Here is a 20106-nt window from a genome sequence, read left to right on the forward strand (position 1 = left end):
TATGCCTGAAACTGTAGTGTTTGCCTAGAGCACTGTAACAATAAAAAGCTGCAATGTTTTGTTGACAGGTTGCTCCGGCCGACTCTTGAACATCTTTGAGGCGTCGTGTTTGCCTAGAGCACTGTAACAATAAAAAAGAGTTGTTTTTTATCGAGACAAGCGCTCGTCGACCAGTCTCGCACCTCGGTGTCTTACAGGCGGAATTCGTGGCCCAGGTACACTTCCTTCACCAGGTCGTTGGCCAGGATGGTTTCAGCGTCGCCTTCGGCGATCAATTGGCCGTCGTTGACGATGTAGGCGGTTTCGCAGATATCCAGGGTTTCACGAACGTTGTGGTCGGTGATCAGCACGCCAATGCCTTTGGCCTTGAGGTGGTGAATGATCTGCTTGATGTCCCCGACCGAAATCGGGTCCACGCCGGCGAAGGGTTCGTCGAGGAGGATGAATTTCGGGTTGGTGGCCAGGGCTCGGGCGATTTCCACGCGACGGCGCTCACCACCAGACAGGCTCATGCCGAGGTTGTCGCGGATGTGGCTGATGTGGAATTCCTGCAGCAGGCTTTCCAGTTCCTTGCGCCGACCGGCCTTGTCGAGTTCCTTGCGGGTCTCGAGGATGGCCATGATGTTGTCGGCCACCGACAGTTTGCGGAAGATCGATGCTTCTTGCGGCAGGTAGCCGATACCAGCCTTTGCGCGGCCGTGCATCGGCTGGTGGCTGATGTCCAGGTCATCGATCAGGACGCGGCCCTGGTCGGCCTGCACCAGACCGACGATCATGTAGAAGCAGGTGGTCTTGCCGGCGCCGTTCGGGCCAAGCAGGCCGACGATCTGACCGCTGTCGATGGACAGGCTGACGTCGCGCACGACCTGGCGGCTCTTGTAGCTCTTGGCCAGATGCTGAGCTTTCAGAGTTGCCATTACTGGGCCTTTTTCTCGTCGGTTTTCTTCTTCGGCTGGATCACCATGTCGATACGCGGACGCGACTCGGTCACCTTGCTGCCGGTGGCGCGACCGGCGCTGGCCAGCTTCTTCTCGGTGTCGTAGACGATTTTCTCACCTTGGGTGGTGTTGTTGTCCTTGTCGATGACTTTGGCCTTGTCGATCAGCACAACGCGATTTTGCGTTGCGTGGTACTGGATGGTCACACCCCAGCCCTGGACGGGTTTGGTGTCGCCCGCCGTTTGCAGTTGCTCGAAGTAGGCCAGGTTGCCCACCGAGGTAACCACGTCGATGTCGCCATTCGGGGTGCGGGTCATGGTCACCTTGTTGCCGGTAACCTTCATCGTACCTTGGGTAATGATCACGTCACCGGTATAGATGGCAATACCTTGCTTGTCGTCCAGTTGGGCATCGTCGGCCTGAATGCGGATAGGCTGCTGTTGATCTTCCGGCAGAGCCCAGGCGCTCACGCTTCCCAGTGCTGCGCCCAGACTGAGCAAAATCGGGAGGGTTTTAACGAGCCTCATACTGTCCTCTTACGTTCGATAGCAGGTGTATCCTGCTTTCTTTCAAATACGCCTTCATTCCCTTGCCAGTCGATACACCGCCAGCGCCGTCGATTCTAACGTCTTGCTCTGTCTGCGCATATTGCTGCTGCGGGAACACGGTCATGCGGGTGCTGGTGATCAGGGTTTTACGGTTTTTCTCGTCGAAGCGCGTGATGCGCACGTCATCGATCAGTTCGACCTGTGTGCCATCAGGGTTGACCTCGCCGTGCAGGCTCTGGACGTGCCACGGAAATTCAGTGCCGCGGAACACATTCAGGTCGGGGTTGGTCAGCAATGTCACCTCGGTCGCTTTCAGGTGCTCGACCTTGTCGGACACCAGATCATATTGCAGCTTGCCGTCCGGCAGGTACTGCACGCTGTGGGCGTTGATGGCGTAATAGTCGATCGCGCTTTCATCGACCGGCGTTACCGGCTTGTCGAGGAAGCGTTCCGGGCTGATGTTCCAGTAGCCAGCCGCGGCGAATATCGCCGCGATGCAACTGTACATCAGGGTGTTGCGAAACTTTTTGCTCAGCATAGTGGGCTCACAGGTACGCCGCATTGGCCGCATCGAGGCGGTCCTGGGCGCGCAGGATCAGTTCGCAGAATTCGCGAGCGGCACCTTCACCACCACGGGCGAGGGTGATGCCGTGAGCGTGTTCACGCACGAAGCTGGCGGCATTGGCCACCGCCATGCCCAGGCCGACGCGGCGAATCACCGGCAGGTCCGGCAGGTCATCGCCGAGGTAGGCCACCTGTTCATAGCTCAGGTTGAGTTGGGCCAGCAGTTCGTCGAGTACCACCAGTTTATCCTCACGACCCTGATAGAGATGCGGGATGCCGAGGTTTTTGGCTCGTCGCTCGACCACCGGAGTCTTGCGGCCACTGATGATGGCGGTCTGCACGCCGGCGGCCATCAGCATCTTGATGCCCTGGCCGTCGAGTGTGTTGAACGTCTTGAATTCGCTGCCGTCTTCGAGGAAGTACAGGCGCCCGTCGGTCAGCACGCCATCGACATCGAACACCGCCAGTTTGATCTGTTTACCGCGTTGCAGCAGGTCCGCACTCATTACATTACTCCTGCACGCAGCAAGTCGTGCATGTTCAGGGCGCCGACCGGGCGGTCTTCGCTGTCGACCACGACCAATGCGTTGATTTTATGGTCTTCCATGATTTTCAGCGCTTCGGCGGCGAGCATCTCGGCGCGCGCGGTCTTGCCATGGGCCGTCATGACCTGGTCGATGATGGCGTTGTGGATGTCGATACTGCGGTCCAGTGTGCGGCGCAAATCGCCGTCGGTGAAGATTCCGGCCAGTTTGCCGTCGGCTTCCAGAATGACGGTCATGCCCAGGCCCTTGCGGGTCATTTCCATCAGGGCATCCTTGAGCAGGGTGCCGCGCTGGACCTGCGGCAGTTCCTGGCCTGCGTGCATGACATTTTCCACTTTCAGCAGCAGGCGTCGGCCCAGGGCACCACCGGGATGGGAAAAGGCGAAGTCTTCGGCGGTAAAGCCACGGGCTTCCAGCAGCGCGACTGCCAGGGCGTCGCCCATGACCAGGGCGGCGGTGGTCGACGAGGTTGGTGCCAGGTTCAGCGGGCAGGCTTCGTGCTCGACGTGAACATTCAGGTTGACCTCGGCGGCCTTGGCCAGCGCGGAGTCAGGATTGCCGGTCATGCTGATCAATTGAATGCCCAGGCGCTTGATCAGCGGCAGCAGGGTCACGATTTCATTGGTGGAGCCGGAATTCGAGAGCGCCAGAATGATGTCGTCGCGGGTAATCATGCCCATGTCGCCGTGGCTGGCTTCAGCCGGGTGCACAAAAAATGCCGTGGTGCCGGTGCTGGCCAGGGTCGCGGCAATCTTGTTGCCGATGTGCCCCGACTTGCCCATGCCGACCACGACCACGCGGCCCTTGCTGGCCAGAATCATCTCGCAAGCGCGTACGAAATCAGCATCGATATGGGGCAGCAGGCCTTGCACGGCTTCTACCTCGAGGCGGATGGTGCGTTGTGCTGATTGAATCAGGTCGCTGGATTGGCTCATGTCAGAAATCGTATAGCCTGATGAAAAGTCGGCGATTATAACGGTAATGATCGAATCCCTCACGCAAGTTCGTCGCGCATTGTCATTACCTGTTGCGGGAAACCTTCTAAATGGCGCTTTCAACCCGTCATGCAGTTGAACTTGCCCCGGCTTTGGCCTTGGGCGCGCAGCCTTTGCAGTGATATAGTTCGCCGCCAGTTCGGCCTGCCCGGGAGGTATGTGCTTTCGTCAGGAAGCCAGGCGTCCGAGTGAGAGGCTGCATCGCAAGGAGTTTAGATGAGTGCCGATAACGCCTACGCGGTCGAGCTGAAGGGACTGTCCTTCAAGCGCGGTGCGCGCAGCATTTTCAATAATGTCGATATCCGTATCCCGCGCGGCAAGGTCACCGGCATCATGGGGCCTTCCGGGTGTGGCAAGACCACGCTTTTGCGTCTGATGGGTGCCCAGTTGCGGCCTACCAGGGGCGAAGTCTGGGTCAACGGTCAGAATCTGCCAAAACTGTCGCGCAGCGACCTGTTCGATGCGCGCAAGCATATGGGCGTGCTGTTTCAGAGCGGCGCACTGTTCACCGACCTCGATGTCTTCGAGAACGTCGCCTTTCCGTTGCGGGTCCATACGCAACTGCCGGATGAAATGATCCGCGACATCGTCCTGCTCAAGCTGCAGGCTGTGGGCTTGCGCGGTGCCATCGACCTGATGCCCGACGAGCTTTCCGGCGGCATGAAACGCCGTGTTGCGCTGGCCCGGGCGATTGCGCTTGATCCACAGATCCTCATGTACGACGAGCCCTTTGTCGGCCAGGACCCCATCGCAATGGGCGTTCTGGTGCGCCTGATTCGTTTGCTCAACGATGCGCTGGGCATCACCAGCATCGTGGTGTCCCATGACCTGGCCGAGACCGCGAGCATTGCCGATTACATTTATGTGGTGGGCGATGGTCAGGTGCTGGGGGAGGGGACGCCGGACGAGTTGATGAACTCGGATGAACCGCGCATTCGTCAGTTCATGACCGGCGAACCCGACGGCCCGGTCCCGTACCACTTTCCAGCGACGGATTACCGCGCAGATCTTCTGGGGAAGCGCTGATGCGCAGAATTTCATTGATAGAACGCGTTCGCCGCTTCGGCCAGGCCGGCATCGATGCGCTGGCGGTGTTCGGGCGTTCGAGCTTGTTCCTGTTCCATGCCTTGCTCGGCCGGGGCGGTATCGGTGGCGCCTTCGGGCTGCTGGTCAAGCAGCTGCATTCGGTGGGCGTGATGTCCCTGGTGATCATTGTGGTCTCCGGGGTGTTCATCGGCATGGTGCTGGCGCTGCAGGGCTTCAACATTCTTTCCAGCTATGGTTCGGAGCAGGCTGTCGGGCAGATGGTTGCCCTGACGCTGCTGCGTGAACTGGGGCCGGTGGTGACTGCCTTGCTGTTCGCCGGGCGCGCAGGTTCGGCGTTGACCGCCGAAATCGGCAACATGAAGTCCACCGAGCAGTTGTCCAGCCTGGAAATGATCGGGGTTGACCCGCTCAAGTACATCATCGCGCCACGCTTGTGGGCCGGTTTCATTTCCCTGCCGGTGCTGGCGATGATTTTCAGCGTGGTGGGTATCTGGGGCGGCTCGTGGGTAGCTGTCGACTGGCTGGGAGTCTATGAAGGTTCCTACTGGTCGAACATGCAGAACAGCGTGACGTTCACCGACGATGTGCTCAACGGGATCATCAAAAGTATCGTCTTTGCCTTTGTCGTGACCTGGATCGCCGTATTCCAAGGCTATGACTGCGAACCCACTTCCGAGGGGATCAGTCGTGCCACTACCAAGACCGTTGTATATGCCTCGTTGGCAGTACTCGGCCTGGACTTTATTCTGACCGCCTTGATGTTTGGAGATTTCTGATGCAAAACCGCACCCTGGAAATCGGTGTCGGCCTTTTCTTGCTGGCTGGCATCCTGGCTTTGCTCTTGTTGGCGTTGCGGGTCAGTGGCCTGTCCCCGAGTCCGAGCACCGATACATATAAACTTTACGCCTACTTCGACAATATCGCCGGTTTGACGGTCAGAGCTAAAGTGACCATGGCCGGTGTGACCATCGGCAAGGTCACGGCCATCGATCTGGATCGCGACAGTTTTACTGGTCGGGTGACCATGCAGTTGGAAAAACGCATCGATAATCTTCCGGCGGACTCTACTGCATCTATCCTGACCGCTGGCCTGTTGGGCGAAAAGTACATCGGTATCAGCGTGGGCGGGGAAGATACCCTGCTCAAGGATGGTGGAACCATCCATGACACGCAGTCATCGCTGGTGCTCGAAGACCTGATCGGTAAATTCCTGCTCAATACCGTTAGCAAAGAAGCTAAATGAGGAACTGTTAAATGATCTCTACCTTGCGACGTGGCCTGTTGGTAATACTCGCGGTGTTTCCGTTGGTGTCCCACGCCGTGGCGGCGCCTTCCGCGCACGATCTGGTACAGGACACCACTAATCGGATGCTGGCCGATCTGGCGGCCAACAAAGAAAAGTACAAGCAGGATCCGCAAGACTTTTATGCGGCGCTGAACACCATCGTCGGGCCGGTCGTGGATGCCGAGGGCATTTCCAAGAGCATCATGACGGTCAAATACTCGAAGAAAGCATCCCCGGCGCAGATGAAGACCTTCGAAGAAAACTTCAAGAAGGGTCTGTTCCAGTTCTATGGCAATGCCTTGCTGGAGTATAACAACCAGGGCATCACCGTTGATCCGGCCAAAGACGAGTCGGGCGACCGTACCACCGTTGGCATGACCGTCAAGGGCAGCAGCGGTGCGATCTATCCAGTGTCCTACACGCTGGAAAAAATCAACGGCGAGTGGAAACTGCGTAACGTCATCATCAATGGCATCAACATCGGCAAGCTGTTCCGCGATCAGTTCGCCGATGCGATGCAACGCAATGGCAACGACCTGGACAAGACCATCAATGGTTGGGCCGGGGAAGTTGCCAAGGCCAAGGAAGCCACCGACAAGAAGCCAGGGCAGTCAGCCCAATGAGTGAGTCGGCAGTCCAGATGGACGAAGCGGGCGAGCTGCGACTCAGTGGTGTGCTGGATTACCGCACCGGCCCTGGCCTGCGCGAGCAGGGCAAGGCGCTGATCAAGGCCAGCAAGGCTGCGGCGCTGGTGGTCGATTGCTCGGCGGTGACCAAGTCCAGCAGTGTCGGTTTGTCGTTGCTGCTGTGCTTTATCCGCGATGCGCAGGCGGCCGGCAAGGCCCTGAGCATCAGCGGAATGCCGGATGACATGCGTGAAATTGCTCAGGTCAGCGAGCTGACCGAGCTGTTGGCGCACCCCTGACACGCATCTATAAAGAAGCCCCCCGTCCGAGTCCTGTTTGGCGGGGTTCGCAGGCGCGGGGCTTTTTTGTATGATGTCCGACCCGCGCGCACAGGGCGCCGAATGAGGTTGAGCATGCAGGCCGTAGAAGTGAAGAGCTTCCTTGAAGGAAAGCTGCCCGGAACTCAGATAGAAGTTGAGGGCGAAGGCTGCAATTTCCAGCTGAACGTGATTAGCGATGAACTGGCGGCATTGAGCCCGGTGAAGCGTCAGCAGAGCATCTATGCCCATTTGAACCCATGGATCGCTGATGGCAGCATCCACGCGGTGACTATGAAATTTTTCAGCAGCACGGCCTGGGCCGAGCGCACCTGAGCCCAAGGGCGTCGAGATTCTTATGGATAAATTGATTATTACCGGTGGCGTTCGTCTTGATGGCGAAATCCGCATCTCCGGGGCAAAGAACTCTGCCCTGCCGATCCTGGCGGCCACTTTGCTGTGCGATGGCCCGGTGACCGTGGCCAACCTGCCGCACCTGCACGACATCACCACCATGATCGAGCTGTTCGGCCGCATGGGCATCGAGCCTGTGATCGACGAAAAACTCTCCGTCGAAATCGACCCGCGCACCATCAAGACCCTGGTCGCACCGTACGAACTGGTTAAAACCATGCGTGCGTCGATCCTGGTGCTGGGCCCGATGGTTGCCCGTTTCGGTGAAGCCGAAGTCGCCTTGCCTGGCGGTTGCGCCATCGGTTCGCGTCCGGTTGACCTGCACATCCGTGGCCTGGAAGCCATGGGTGCAGTCATCGACGTTGAAGGCGGCTACATCAAGGCCAAGGCGCCTGAAGGCGGCCTGCGCGGTGCGCACTTCTTCTTCGATACCGTCAGTGTGACCGGTACCGAAAACATCATGATGGCCGCAGCGCTGGCCAAAGGCCGCAGCGTCCTGGCTAACGCCGCGCGCGAGCCTGAAGTGGTCGACCTGGCGAACTTCCTGAACGCCATGGGTGCCAAGGTTTCCGGCGCCGGCACCGACACCATCACCATCGACGGCGTCGAGCGTCTGCACACCACCACTTACAAGGTGATGCCGGACCGTATCGAAACCGGTACCTACCTGGTTGCCGCTGCCGTGACCGGCGGCCGCGTGAAGGTCAAGGACACCGATCCGACCATCCTCGAAGCCGTTCTGGAAAAACTCCGTGAGTCCGGTGCCGAAATCACCTGCGGCGAAGACTGGATCGAGCTGAACATGCACGGCAAGCGGCCGAAAGCCGTCAACGTGCGGACCGCTCCGTACCCGGCGTTCCCGACCGACATGCAGGCCCAGTTCATCTCCCTCAACGCCATTGCCGAAGGCACCGGTGCTGTGATCGAGACGATCTTCGAAAACCGCTTCATGCACGTCTATGAGCTGCACCGCATGGGCGCCAAGATCCAGGTCGAGGGCAACACCGCGATCGTCACCGGCACCGAAAAACTCAAGGGCGCGCCAGTGATGGCGACCGACCTGCGTGCCTCGGCCAGCCTGGTGATTTCGGCCCTGATCGCCGACGGCGACACCCTGATCGACCGCATCTACCACATAGACCGTGGCTACGAGTGCATCGAAGAAAAACTGCAGATGCTGGGCGCCAAGATCCGTCGCGTTCCGGGCTAGTACCTGCTGCATGGGCATAAGGACGTGCCCGTTGATTTGTTGAAGTCGGGCCGTTTTCGGCTCGATGTATGTCCGGCGCCATTTGCGACCGGGCATGAGTACCTTGATAAGGACTGACGTTTCCCATGTTGACCATCGCACTGTCCAAGGGCCGCATCCTTGACGACACCCTGCCGCTTCTGGCTGAAGCGGGCATCGTGCCGACCGAGAATCCGGACAAGAGCCGCAAGCTGATCATTCCCACGACCCAGGAAGATGTACGCCTGCTGATCGTGCGTGCCACCGATGTGCCGACCTATGTCGAACATGGTGCTGCCGACCTCGGTGTCGCCGGTAAAGATGTGCTGATGGAATATGGCGGCCAGGGTCTGTACGAGCCACTGGACCTGCAAATTGCCCAGTGCAAGTTGATGACGGCCGGCAAGGTCGGTGCGGTCGAGCCCAAGGGTCGCCTGCGCATCGCCACCAAGTTCGTCAACGTTGCCAAGCGTTATTACGCTGAACAGGGTCGTCAGGTCGACATCATCAAGCTGTACGGCTCGATGGAGCTGGCACCGCTGATCGGCCTTGCCGACAAGATCATCGACGTGGTCGACACCGGTAACACGCTGCGGGCCAACGGCCTGGAGCCACAGGATTTCATTGCTGCCATCAGCTCCCGGCTGATCGTCAACAAAGCTTCGATGAAAATGCAGCACGCCCGTATCCAGGCGTTGATCGACACCCTGCGCAAGGCAGTGGAGTCTCGACACCGCGGCTGATTCACCAGCGCGACGTTAAGTCGCGCCCGTCTATCCGCCTCATAGCCAGAATTCTCAGGTGCCCAAGCGGATGGAGTGCTAGCTTCGGGTGCCTGAGTTTTTGCCATTCCTATGAGGCTCTCGCTATGACCGCACCGACTGCAATTCGCCGACTCAACGCTGCTGACCCGGATTTCGCGCATCATCTGGATCATCTGCTGAGCTGGGAAAGTGTGTCTGACGACTCGGTCAATCAGCGGGTGCTGGACATCATCAAGGCCGTGCGTGAGCGTGGCGACGCGGCACTGGTGGACTTTACCCGCCAGTTCGATGGCCTGGACGTGAAGTCCATGGCCGACCTGATCCTGCCGCGCGAGCGTCTGGAACTGGCACTTACCCGTATCTCCGTGCCGCAGCGCGAAGCGCTGGAAGTCGCCGCGGCTCGAGTGCGCAGCTACCACGAAAAACAGAAGCAGGATTCCTGGAGCTACACCGAGGCCGACGGCACGGTGCTGGGCCAGAAAGTCACGCCGCTGGACCGCGCCGGTCTGTACGTGCCGGGCGGCAAGGCGTCGTACCCGTCGTCGGTGCTGATGAACGCGATTCCGGCCAAGGTTGCAGGCGTCACCGAAGTGGTCATGGTGGTGCCAACCCCGCGCGGTGAAATCAACGAGCTGGTGCTGGCCGCTGCCTGCATCGCCGGTGTCGACCGCGTGTTCACAATCGGTGGCGCTCAAGCCGTTGCCGCATTGGCTTACGGCACCGAAAGCGTGCCGAAGGTCGATAAAGTGGTCGGCCCGGGCAACATCTATGTCGCCACCGCCAAGCGCCACGTGTTTGGCCAGGTCGGTATCGACATGATCGCCGGTCCCTCCGAGATCCTCGTGGTGTGCGACGGCCAGACCGATCCGGACTGGATCGCCATGGATCTTTTCTCCCAAGCCGAGCACGACGAAGACGCCCAGGCCATTCTGGTCAGCCCCGACGCCGAGTTCCTCGACAAGGTCGCCGCCAGCATCGCCAAGCTGATGCCGACCATGGAACGCGCCTCGATCATTGAAACCTCGATCAATGGCCGTGGTGCACTGATCAAGGTGCGCGACATGGAACAGGCCATCGAAGTCGCCAACCGCATCGCGCCGGAGCACCTCGAATTGTCCGTTGCCGATCCACAGGCCTGGCTGCCGCAAATCCGCCATGCCGGCGCGATCTTCATGGGCCGTCACACGTCCGAAGCCTTGGGTGACTACTGTGCCGGCCCGAACCACGTATTGCCGACCTCCGGCACTGCGCGTTTCTCCTCGCCGCTGGGTGTGTACGACTTCCAGAAACGCTCGTCGATCATCTTCTGCTCCGAGCAGGGCGCGTCCGAGTTGGGCAAGACCGCTTCCGTGCTGGCCCGTGGCGAGTCGCTGACCGCCCACGCGCGTAGCGCCGAATACCGCATCGTTGATGAACAAAAGGGGAACTGAACATGAGTAAATTCTGGAGCCCGTTCGTCAAGAATCTGGTGCCTTACGTCCCGGGTGAGCAGCCGAAGCTGGCAAAGCTGGTGAAGCTCAACACCAACGAAAACCCGTACGGCCCATCGCCAAAAGCCCTTGCGGCGATGCAAACCGAACTGAATGACAATCTGCGTCTGTACCCGGACCCGAACAGCGATCTGCTCAAGCAGGCCGTTGCCAGGTACTACGGCGTGCAAGGCAATCAGGTGTTCCTCGGCAACGGTTCCGATGAAGTGCTGGCGCACATCTTCCACGGTTTGCTGCAGCACGATCAGCCGCTGCTGTTCCCGGACATCAGCTACAGCTTCTATCCGGTTTACTGCGGGTTGTACGGCATCAAGTTCGACGCCGTGCCACTGGACGAGCAATTCCAGATCAACCCGGCGGACTACGCCAAGCCGAACGGCGGGATTATCTTCCCCAACCCGAACGCACCTACAGGTTGCCTGTTGGCGCTGGAGGCGGTGGAGCAGATTCTCAAGGCCAGCCCGGATTCTGTGGTCGTGGTGGACGAGGCCTACATCGACTTCGGCGGCGAGACGGCAATCACGCTGGTCGAGCGTTATCCGAACCTGCTGGTGACCCAGACCCTGTCCAAGTCCCGTTCCCTGGCCGGCCTGCGGGTGGGGCTGGCGGTCGGCCATCCGGACCTGATCGAGGCGCTGGAGCGGATCAAGAACAGCTTCAACTCCTATCCGCTGGATCGCATGGCGAATGTCGGCGCTGCCGCGGCGTTCGAGGATCGCGAGTATTTCGACAAGACCTGCCGGTTGGTGATCGAGAATCGCGAGAAGGTCGTTACGCAGCTAGAGGAGAAGGGGTTTGAAGTGCTGCCATCGGCGGCGAACTTCATTTTCGCCCGTCACCCCCGGCACGATGCGGCGGGGCTTGCGGCCAAGTTGCGTGAGCAGGGCGTGATCGTCCGGCACTTCAAGCAGGAGCGGATTGCCCAGTTCCTGCGGATCAGCATCGGCACGCCAGAGCAGAATCAGGCGCTGATCGACGGCCTGGGCGACCTGTAAACCACCGCTGACCCCTGTAGGAGCGAGCAAGCTCGCTCCTACAGGGGCTTGTCTCAGCCGCTTACTCTTCTTCTTTTTCCTTGACCGGAGCCGGCGGCGGACGCAGGCCGACTTCCGCTGTCAGCTTGAGTTCCTTGCCGTTGCGCATCACCTGGATCGCGACCTTGTCTGTCGGCTTGATCCGCGCCACCTGATTCATCGAGCGGCGGCCATCACCGGCCGGTTCGCCATCGATGGCAAGAATCACATCCCCCAGTTGCAGGCCGGCCTTCTGTGCCGGACCGTCGCGGAAAATCCCCGCCACTACAATGCCCGGGCGTCCGGACAAGCCGAACGATTCGGCCAATTCCTGGGTCAGCGGCTGCACTTCGATACCCAGCCAGCCACGAATCACCTGGCCGTGCTCGATGATCGACTTCATCACTTCCATCGCCAGCTTTACCGGGATCGCGAAACCGATGCCCTGGGAACCGCCGGATTTGGAGAAGATCGCCGTGTTGATGCCGGTCAGGTTGCCGATGGCATCCACCAGCGCACCGCCGGAGTTGCCGGGGTTGATTGCGGCGTCGGTCTGGATGAAGTCTTCGTAGTTGTTCAGGCCCAGTTGGTTGCGACCGGTGGCGCTGATGATGCCCATGGTTACGGTCTGGCCGACGCCGAACGGGTTGCCGATGGCCAGCGCGACGTCGCCGATGCGGATGTTGTCGGAACGCCCGACAGTGATCGACGGCAGGTTTTTCAGGTCGATTTTCAGCACCGCGAGATCAGTCTCCGGATCGCTGCCGATCACCCGCGCCAGGGTTTCCCGGCCGTCCTTGAGCGCCACCACGATCTGGTCGGCGCCGCTGGTCACGTGGTTGTTGGTCAGGATGTAGCCTTCCGGGCTCATGATCACGCCGGAGCCGAGGCTCGATTCCATGCGTTTCTGCTTGGGCGAGTTATCGCCGAAGAAGCGACGGAACTGCGGATCTTCGAACAACGGATGGTTGGGTTTGTTGATGACTTTGGTGGTGTACAGGTTCACCACCGACGGCGCCGCGGTGGATACCGCTTCGGCATAAGACACCGGGCCCTGCTGCATACTGGTGGTTTGCGGCGCTTGTTGCAGATTGACGTCGAGGCTTGGAAGCCCGACCCACTGCGGGTAACGCTGGATTATCAAAAGAGCGACAAGCACGCCGGCCAGCAGCGGCCAGCCGGAAAAACGCAGCGCCTTGAGCATTAAGCACTTCCTGAGAGAGTTGCAGGCGGTATGAGACCGCTCATAATGACGCGCATTATACGAGGCCGCACGCGCCTCTGAACGGGATATTTAGGAGTCTTTTATGGCCGTCGCCCTGAGCACCCTGGTCGAAGAAGCCGACCGTTACCTAAACAGCGCCAAAATCGCCGATTACTGTCCCAATGGCCTGCAGGTCGAAGGCCGTCCGCAAGTGATGCGCATTGTCAGTGGCGTCACTGCCAGCCAGGCCTTGCTCGATGCGGCAGTGGAGGCCAATGCCGACCTGGTGCTGGTGCATCATGGCTACTTCTGGAAGGGCGAGAACCCGTGCATCACCGGCATGAAGCAGCGCCGCTTGAAGACCCTGCTCAAGCACGATATCAGCCTGTTGTCCTATCACCTGCCGCTGGATCTGCACCCGGACGTCGGCAATAACGTGCAGCTCGCGCGGCAACTCGACATCACCGTCGAAGGCCCGCTGGACCCGGACAATCTGAAGATTGTCGGCCTGGTCGGCTCGCTGAATGAGCCGATGACGCCCCGGGATTTCGCCCGCCGCGTCAAGGAAGTCATGGGCCGTGAGCCGCTGTTGATCGAAGGCAGCGCGATGATCCGCCGCGTCGGCTGGTGCACCGGTGGTGGCCAGGGTTACATCGATCAGGCCATACTGGCAGGCGTCGATCTGTACCTCAGCGGCGAGGCTTCCGAGCAAACCTTCCACAGCGCCCGGGAAAACGACATCAGCTTCATCGCCGCCGGTCACCATGCCACCGAGCGCTACGGCGTTCAGGCGCTGGGGGATTATCTGGCGCGGCGCTTTGCGCTGGAACACATCTTCATCGATTGCCCGAATCCGATTTGATTTCCGACTGCAATGTGATCGCTTTTGTAGGAGCTGCCGGAGGCTGCGATCTTTTGATCTTAAAAATMAAAATCAAAAGATCGCAGCCTCCGGCAGCTCCTACAAGGAAGAGTTCGCAGTTCGACAGCCCAAACAGGCAGGCATATTCATATGCTCTTTCGATCTAGTTGGCGTCCTGATTAGAAGAGGTCGCTGTGCTAGGATTCCCCGCTCGAACACGGCCCGCTGGCCGTCCATAAGATCGTTTTCGTGAGTAGCCATGGTCGACAAACTGACGCATCTGAAACAGCTGGAGGCCGAAAGCATCCACATCATCCGCGAGGTCGCCGCCGAGTTCGATAACCCGGTGATGCTGTACTCCGTCGGTAAAGACTCCGCCGTGATGCTGCACCTTGCGCGCAAGGCATTCTTCCCGGGCAAACTGCCGTTCCCGGTGATGCACGTCGACACCCAGTGGAAGTTCAAGGAAATGTACGCGTTCCGCGACCGCATGGTCGAAGAACTGGGCCTTGACCTGCTGGTGCACGTGAATCCCGAGGGTGTTGCGCAGGGCATCAACCCGCTGACCCACGGCAGTGCCAAGCACACCGATATCATGAAAACCGAAGGCCTCAAGCAGGCCCTCGACAAGTACGGTTTCGATGCTGCTTTCGGTGGTGCCCGTCGTGACGAAGAGAAGTCCCGTGCCAAAGAGCGCGTGTATTCCTTCCGCGATACCAAGCACCGCTGGGACCCGAAAAACCAGCGTCCCGAGCTGTGGAACGTCTACAACGGCAAGGTCAACAAGGGCGAATCGATCCGCGTGTTCCCGTTGTCGAACTGGACCGAACTGGACATCTGGCAGTACATCTACCTCGAAGGCATCCCGATCGTGCCGCTGTATTTCGCCGCCGAGCGCGACGTCATCGAGATGAATGGCACCTGGATCATGATCGACGACGAACGCCTGCTCAATCACCTGAGCGATGAAGACAAGGCGCGCATCGTCAAGAAGAAGGTCCGTTTCCGCACACTGGGTGACTACCCGTTGACCGGTGCGGTCGAGTCCGAGGCCACCAGCCTGACCGACATCATTCAGGAAATGCTCCTGACGCGAACTTCCGAACGCCAGGGCCGGGTCATCGATCACGATGGCGCAGGCTCGATGGAAGAAAAGAAACGTCAGGGTTATTTCTAAGGGGTTGTCATGTCGCACGCATCTGATTTGATCAGCGAGGACATCCTCGCCTATCTGGGCCAGCACGAACGCAAGGAAATGCTGCGCTTTCTTACCTGTGGCAACGTCGATGACGGCAAGAGCACCCTGATCGGGCGTCTGCTGCACGACTCCAAAATGATCTACGAAGATCATCTGGAAGCCATCACCCGCGACTCGAAAAAAGTCGGCACCACCGGTGAAGATATCGACCTGGCGTTGCTGGTCGACGGCTTGCAGGCCGAGCGTGAGCAAGGCATCACCATTGATGTCGCCTACCGCTATTTCTCCACCGCCAAACGCAAATTCATCATCGCCGATACTCCCGGCCATGAGCAGTACACCCGCAACATGGCCACCGGTGCATCCACCTGTGACCTGGCGATCATCCTGGTCGACGCCCGTTACGGCGTGCAAACCCAGACCCGTCGCCACAGCTTCATTGCCTCGTTGCTGGGCATCAAGCACATCGTTGTCGCCATCAACAAGATGGACCTCAACGGCTTCGACGAAAACGTGTTCGAGTCGATCAAGGCCGATTACCTGAAGTTCGCCGAAGGCATCGCGTTCAAGCCGACCACCATGGCGTTCGTACCGATGTCGGCGCTCAAGGGCGACAACGTAGTGAACAAGTCCGAGCGCTCGCCGTGGTACACCGGCCAGTCGCTGATGGAAATCCTCGAAACCGTCGAAATCGCCAGCGACCGCAACTACACCGACCTGCGTTTCCCGGTGCAGTACGTCAACCGTCCGAACCTGAACTTCCGTGGTTTCGCCGGCACCCTGGCCAGTGGCGTCGTGCACAAGGGCGACGAAGTCGTGGTGCTGCCGTCGGGCAAGAGCAGTCGCGTGAAATCCATCGTCACCTTCGAAGGTGAGCTGGAGCATGCAGGTCCGGGTCAAGCGGTGACGCTGACCATGGAAGACGAGATCGATATCTCCCGCGGCGACTTGCTGGTGCATGCCGACAACCAGCCGCAAGTGACTGACGGCTTCGATGCCATGCTGGTGTGGATGGCCGAAGAGCCGATGCTGCCGGGCAAGAAATACGACATCAAGCGCGCTACGACGTACGTGCCGGGTTCGATCACCAGCATTGTCAACCGCGTTGACGTGAACACCCTGGAAGAAGGCCCTGCCAGTGCCTTGCAGCTGAACGAGATCGGTCGGGTCAAGATCAGCCTCGATGCAGCCATCGCGCTGGACGGTTACGCGAGCAACCGCACCACCGGTTCGTTCATCGTCATCGATCGTTTGACCAATGGCACCGTCGCCGCCGGCATGATCATCGCTCAACCAGTGGCGCACGGCAGTAGCACGCATCACGGCAAACTCGCGCACGTCGCCACCGAAGAACGCGCCCAGCGCTTCGGCCAGCAACCGGCCACCGTGTTGTTCAGCGGCTTGTCCGGCGCGGGCAAAAGCACGCTGGCCTATGCGGTTGAACGCAAGCTGTTCGACCTGGGCCGTGCAGTGTTCGTGCTCGATGGCCAGAACCTGCGTCACGACCTGAACAAAGGTCTGCCACAGGACCGCGCCGGGCGTACCGAGAACTGGCGTCGTGCCGCGCACGTCGCGCGTCAGTTCAACGAAGCCGGTCTGCTGACCCTGGCAGCGTTCGTTGCGCCGAGTGCCGAAGGTCGTGAGCAGGCCCGTGAACTGATCGGCAAGGAGCGTCTGCTGACGGTCTATGTCCAGGCTTCGCCGACAGTCTGCGCCGAGCGTGATCCGCAAGGTTTGTACGCAGCGGCCGGGGATAACATCCCGGGCGAGTCCTTCCCGTACGACGTGCCGCTGGATGCCGACCTGGTGATCGACACCCAGTCCGTGTCGCTGGAGGAAAGCGTCAAGCAAGTGCTGGGTCTGCTGCGTGAGCGTGGTGCGATCTAAGCGCTAGCCGGTAAAAAGAACCCCGTCGATGAGTGATCATCGGCGGGTTTTTTTATTTCAGATCGACTCGGTCAACTGTAGGAGTGAGCCTGCTCGCGATAGCGGTGGATCAGTCGACATAAATTCTGAATGTACGACCGCTATCGCGAGCAGGCTCGCTCCTACAGGGGATTAGTGTTTGCCCGGATATTCGCGATGCATCTGCGCAAGCAGAGCATCCTTGTCCTGCCACAACTGATTGATCCAGCCCTGAAACTGCAGGCGGTACTCACCATCCTGGTCATAGTTCTTGCCAATGAATTGCGGCGGAATTTTCAGCTCTTCAAAGTGCACCACCACGTCCGCCACATTCCCGCACAGCAAGTCCCAGAAACCCGGGCGCCCGGCGGGGTAGTGGATGGTCACGTTGACGATCGACTCCAGCTGCTCACCCATCGCATCCAGCACAAAGGCAATGCCTCCTGCCTTGGGCTTGAGCAGGTACTTGAAGGGTGACTGCTGCTGGGCATGCTTGCCCTTGGTGAAGCGCGTGCCTTCGACGAAGTTGAAAATGCCCACCGGGTTGTCGCGGAATTTCGCGCAGGTCTTGCGCGTGGTTTCCAGGTCCTTGCCTTTCTTCTCCGGATGCTTCTCCAGATAAGCCTTGGAGTAGCGCTTCATGAACGGAAAGCCCAGCGCCCACCAGGCCAGGCCGATCACCGGGACCCAGATCAGCGCCTGCTTGAGAAAGAACTTCAGCGGCTGAATGCGCCGGTTGAGCACGTATTGCAGCACCAGAATGTCGACCCAGCTCTGGTGGTTGCTGGTAATCAGGTACGAGTGCTGATAGTCGAGGCCTTGCAGGCCGCTGATGTGCCAGCGCGTGCGGCGCACCAGATTCATCCAGCCTTTGTTGATGCTGATCCAGGCTTCGTGGGTATGACTCATCAGCCAGCCCGCGAGACGCTGGGTGAAGGCGAACGGCAATACCTTGACCAGCGCCACGCAGAACAGAAACGAGCAGAGCAAAATCGTGTTCAGCGCCAACAGCAGCGAGGCGATCACGCCCCGCAGCGCAGCAGGTAGAAAATCCAGCATTTACACATCCATAGGTCGGTTGGCTGCCTGGATCGCGGTCAACGCGATTGTGTAGACGATGTCATCGACCTGCGCGCCGCGCGGCAAATCGTTCACCGGTTTGCGCAGGCCTTGCAGCATTGGCCCGAGGCTGACGCAGTCGGCGCTGCGCTGCACGGCTTTGTGCGTGGTGTTGCCGGTGTTCAGGTCGGGAAACACGAATACCGTGGCGCGACCGGCGACCTGACTGTTCGGCGCCAGTTGCCGGGCGACGTCTTCGTTGGCGGCGGCGTCGTATTGCAAGGGGCCGTCGATCAGCAGCGAGTGCTGTTGTTCGTGGGCGAGCAGGGTCGCCTCGCGGACCTTCTCGACTTCTTCGCCGCTGGCGGATTCACCGCTGGAGTAGCTGATCATCGCTACCCGTGGCGTGATGCCGAAGGCGGCGGCCGAGTCAGCGCTTTGCAGGGCGATCTCGGCCAGTTCGCTGGCACTTGGGTGCGGGTTCATCACGCAGTCGCCATAAACCAGCACCTCTTCCGGAAACAGCATGAAGAACACCGACGACACCAGGGTGCAGCCAGGCGCGGTTTTAATCAGTTGCAGGGCCGGGCGGATGGTGTTGGCGGTGGTGTTGATCACGCCCGACACGAGGCCGTCGACTTCATCCAGGGCCAGCATCATGGTGCCGATCACCACAGTGTCTTCCAGTTGTTGCTCGGCCATCGGCGCGTTGAGGCTTTTGCTTTTGCGCAGCGCGACCATTGGCTCGACATAACGCTCGCGGATCAAGTCCGGATCAATGATTTCCAGGCCTGGCGGCAATTCGATGCCCTGGGCGCGGGCGACGGCCTGCACGTCTTCGGGCTTGGCCAGCAACACACAGCGAGCGATGCCACGGGCCTGGCAGATCGCGGCAGCCTGTACGGTAAACGGCTCGCTGCCTTCGGGCAACACGATGCGCTTGTTGGCCGCCTGGGCGCGCTGGATCAATTGATAGCGGAAAACTGCTGGCGACAGGCGCATCTCCCGCGGCGTACCGCAACGCTGATGCAACCAGTTGGCATCGAGGTGGCTGGCGATGAAATCGGTGATGATTTCGGCGCGCTCGCGGTCATCGATGGGAATTTCCTTGTTCAGGCCATTGAGCAGGTTGGCGGTGTCGTAGGAGCCGGTACTCACCGACAGCACCGGCAACCCGGCCTGCAGGGCGCCGCGGCACAGGTCCATGATGCGTGGGTCGGGCAGGGTGTCGCTGGTCAGCAGCAGGCCGGCCAGCGGTACGCCGTTCAAGGCCGCGAGGCTGACGGCGAGGATGATGTCATCGCGGTCGCCGGGGGTTACCACCAGCACGCCGGGCTTGAGCAACTCCACGGTGTTGCGCATGGTGCGGGCGCAAATGATGATCTTGGTCATGCGCCGGGTTTCGTAATCACCGGCGTTGAGCACTTGCGCGCCCATCAGGTCGGCGACGTCGCGGGTGCGCGGGGCGTTCAGTTCCGGCTGGAACGGAATGCAGCCGAGCAGACGGAAATCCCCACTGCGCAGCAACGGCGAATGTTCCTTCAGGCGCGTGGCGAAGGCCTCCATGCTTTCCTCGGTCTTGACCTTGTTGAGGATCACACCAAGGACTTTCGGGTCTTTCGGGCCGCCGAACAATTGCGCCTGCAACTCGACGCGACCGGAGAGCTCGGTCAGCACTTCGTTTTCCGGTGCCGAGACCAGGATCACCTCGGCGTCGAGGCTCTTGGCCAGATGCAGGTTGACCCGCGCGGCATAACTGGCGCTGCGGGTCGGCACCATGCCTTCGACGATCAGCACGTCCTTGCCGATGGCCGCCTGCTGATAAAGGACGATGATTTCTTCGAGCAACTCATCGAGCTGACCGTCGCCGAGCATGCGCTCGACATGGGCCAGGCCCAAGGGCTGGGGTGGTTTCAAGCCGTGGGTACGCGCCACCAGTTCGGTGGAACGTTCCGGGCCCGTGTCGCCCGGATGCGGCTGGGCAATCGGTTTGAAAAAGCCGACCTTGAGGCCGGCGCGCTCAAGAGTACGCACCAGCCCGAGGCTGATGGAGGTCAGACCCACACCAAAATCGGTGGGCGCGATAAAAAAAGTTTGCATGCGG

21 protein-coding genes are annotated in these 20106 nt (G+C 60.0%); 13 read left to right on the forward strand and 8 right to left on the reverse strand.

Going from position 1 to position 20106, the window contains the following annotated elements; genetic code table 11:
• Nucleotides 1-191: 191 nt before the first annotated feature.
• From lptB to AC1D19_RS11175, 5 genes are read right to left on the reverse strand one after another with little or no spacing between them, the layout of a single operon-like run.
• A complete protein-coding gene (gene lptB, locus AC1D19_RS11155) occupies nt 192-917 on the reverse strand; it encodes an LPS export ABC transporter ATP-binding protein (RefSeq protein ID WP_477753412.1) in 726 nt (241 codons plus the stop codon).
• On the reverse strand, nt 917-1465 hold the full coding sequence (gene lptA / locus AC1D19_RS11160; RefSeq protein ID WP_477753413.1) for a lipopolysaccharide transport periplasmic protein LptA: 549 nt from the start codon (nt 1463-1465) through the stop codon (nt 917-919). Before lptA ends, lptB begins: the two co-directional genes overlap by 1 nt.
• A complete protein-coding gene (lptC, locus tag AC1D19_RS11165; protein ID WP_477753414.1) occupies nt 1452-2024 on the reverse strand; it encodes an LPS export ABC transporter periplasmic protein LptC in 573 nt (190 codons plus the stop codon). The genes lptA and lptC overlap by 14 nt, the downstream gene beginning before the upstream one ends.
• Before the next feature lie 7 nt (nt 2025-2031).
• Entirely contained in the window at nt 2032-2556 is a 525-nt protein-coding gene (locus AC1D19_RS11170; RefSeq protein ID WP_008018712.1) for a KdsC family phosphatase, read from the reverse strand.
• On the reverse strand, nt 2556-3530 hold the full coding sequence (locus AC1D19_RS11175) for a KpsF/GutQ family sugar-phosphate isomerase (RefSeq protein WP_477763219.1): 975 nt from the start codon (nt 3528-3530) through the stop codon (nt 2556-2558). The genes AC1D19_RS11170 and AC1D19_RS11175 overlap by 1 nt, the downstream gene beginning before the upstream one ends.
• A gap of 276 nt (nt 3531-3806) precedes the next feature.
• Here AC1D19_RS11175 and AC1D19_RS11180 point away from each other — a divergent pair, with 276 nt between their 5' ends.
• The 10 genes from AC1D19_RS11180 (at nt 3807) to hisC (ending at nt 11756) form a co-directional block, all read left to right on the forward strand.
• Nucleotides 3807-4616, forward strand: coding sequence for an ATP-binding cassette domain-containing protein (locus AC1D19_RS11180; protein WP_477759871.1), 810 nt, complete (start codon nt 3807-3809; stop codon nt 4614-4616).
• Nucleotides 4616-5413 (forward strand): lipid asymmetry maintenance ABC transporter permease subunit MlaE, encoded by a 798-nt coding sequence (gene mlaE, locus AC1D19_RS11185; protein WP_223546373.1) that lies wholly within the window; start codon nt 4616-4618, stop codon nt 5411-5413. The genes AC1D19_RS11180 and mlaE overlap by 1 nt, the downstream gene beginning before the upstream one ends.
• Nucleotides 5413-5880 carry an outer membrane lipid asymmetry maintenance protein MlaD gene (mlaD, locus tag AC1D19_RS11190; RefSeq protein WP_056728368.1) on the forward strand — a complete coding sequence of 156 codons (468 nt, stop codon included), beginning with the start codon at nt 5413-5415 and terminating at the stop codon, nt 5878-5880. Before mlaE ends, mlaD begins: the two co-directional genes overlap by 1 nt.
• Nucleotides 5881-5891: 11 nt before the next feature.
• Nucleotides 5892-6545, forward strand: coding sequence for an MlaC/ttg2D family ABC transporter substrate-binding protein (locus AC1D19_RS11195; protein ID WP_477753417.1), 654 nt, complete (start codon nt 5892-5894; stop codon nt 6543-6545).
• A complete protein-coding gene (locus tag AC1D19_RS11200) occupies nt 6542-6847 on the forward strand; it encodes an STAS domain-containing protein (protein ID WP_477763220.1) in 306 nt (101 codons plus the stop codon). Before AC1D19_RS11195 ends, AC1D19_RS11200 begins: the two co-directional genes overlap by 4 nt.
• A gap of 114 nt (nt 6848-6961) precedes the next feature.
• Nucleotides 6962-7201 carry a BolA family protein gene (locus AC1D19_RS11205; RefSeq protein ID WP_223546387.1) on the forward strand — a complete coding sequence of 80 codons (240 nt, stop codon included), beginning with the start codon at nt 6962-6964 and terminating at the stop codon, nt 7199-7201.
• A 22-nt stretch (nt 7202-7223) separates the two neighbouring features.
• A complete protein-coding gene (murA, locus tag AC1D19_RS11210; RefSeq protein ID WP_223455589.1) occupies nt 7224-8489 on the forward strand; it encodes a UDP-N-acetylglucosamine 1-carboxyvinyltransferase in 1266 nt (421 codons plus the stop codon).
• Nucleotides 8490-8614: 125 nt separating this feature from the next.
• Nucleotides 8615-9250 carry an ATP phosphoribosyltransferase gene (gene hisG / locus AC1D19_RS11215; protein WP_008018703.1) on the forward strand — a complete coding sequence of 212 codons (636 nt, stop codon included), beginning with the start codon at nt 8615-8617 and terminating at the stop codon, nt 9248-9250.
• Nucleotides 9251-9375: 125 nt separating this feature from the next.
• The gene (gene hisD, locus AC1D19_RS11220; protein ID WP_477763221.1) at nt 9376-10701 is read left to right on the forward strand and encodes a histidinol dehydrogenase; all 1326 of its coding nucleotides are present in this window, start codon (nt 9376-9378) and stop codon (nt 10699-10701) included.
• 2 nt (nt 10702-10703) lie between these two features.
• Nucleotides 10704-11756, forward strand: coding sequence for a histidinol-phosphate transaminase (hisC, locus tag AC1D19_RS11225; protein ID WP_477753421.1), 1053 nt, complete (start codon nt 10704-10706; stop codon nt 11754-11756).
• A gap of 61 nt (nt 11757-11817) precedes the next feature.
• Here hisC and algW read toward each other — a convergent pair whose 3' ends face one another.
• A complete protein-coding gene (gene algW / locus AC1D19_RS11230) occupies nt 11818-12978 on the reverse strand; it encodes a Do family serine endopeptidase AlgW (protein ID WP_223455591.1) in 1161 nt (386 codons plus the stop codon).
• 103 nt (nt 12979-13081) lie between these two features.
• Between algW and AC1D19_RS11235 the strand changes: the two genes are divergently transcribed.
• The 3 genes from AC1D19_RS11235 (at nt 13082) to cysN (ending at nt 16925) form a co-directional block, all read left to right on the forward strand.
• Nucleotides 13082-13840: a Nif3-like dinuclear metal center hexameric protein gene (locus tag AC1D19_RS11235; protein WP_477753423.1), complete on the forward strand. Its 759-nt coding sequence runs from the start codon at nt 13082-13084 to the stop codon at nt 13838-13840.
• Between the two features lie 259 nt (nt 13841-14099).
• Complete coding sequence (cysD, locus tag AC1D19_RS11240) at nt 14100-15017, forward strand: sulfate adenylyltransferase subunit CysD (RefSeq protein ID WP_008008639.1); 918 nt, start codon at nt 14100-14102, stop codon at nt 15015-15017.
• A gap of 9 nt (nt 15018-15026) precedes the next feature.
• Nucleotides 15027-16925 carry a sulfate adenylyltransferase subunit CysN gene (gene cysN / locus AC1D19_RS11245; protein ID WP_477755362.1) on the forward strand — a complete coding sequence of 633 codons (1899 nt, stop codon included), beginning with the start codon at nt 15027-15029 and terminating at the stop codon, nt 16923-16925.
• A gap of 171 nt (nt 16926-17096) precedes the next feature.
• Here cysN and AC1D19_RS11250 read toward each other — a convergent pair whose 3' ends face one another.
• Both AC1D19_RS11250 and pta read right to left on the reverse strand, forming a co-directional pair.
• Nucleotides 17097-18002, reverse strand: coding sequence for an acyltransferase (locus AC1D19_RS11250; RefSeq protein WP_477763222.1), 906 nt, complete (start codon nt 18000-18002; stop codon nt 17097-17099).
• The gene (gene pta, locus AC1D19_RS11255; RefSeq protein WP_477755364.1) at nt 18003-20102 is read right to left on the reverse strand and encodes a phosphate acetyltransferase; all 2100 of its coding nucleotides are present in this window, start codon (nt 20100-20102) and stop codon (nt 18003-18005) included.
• Between the last annotated feature and the right edge of the window lie 4 nt (nt 20103-20106).

Source organism: Pseudomonas sp. P1_C12, assembly GCF_056406435.1.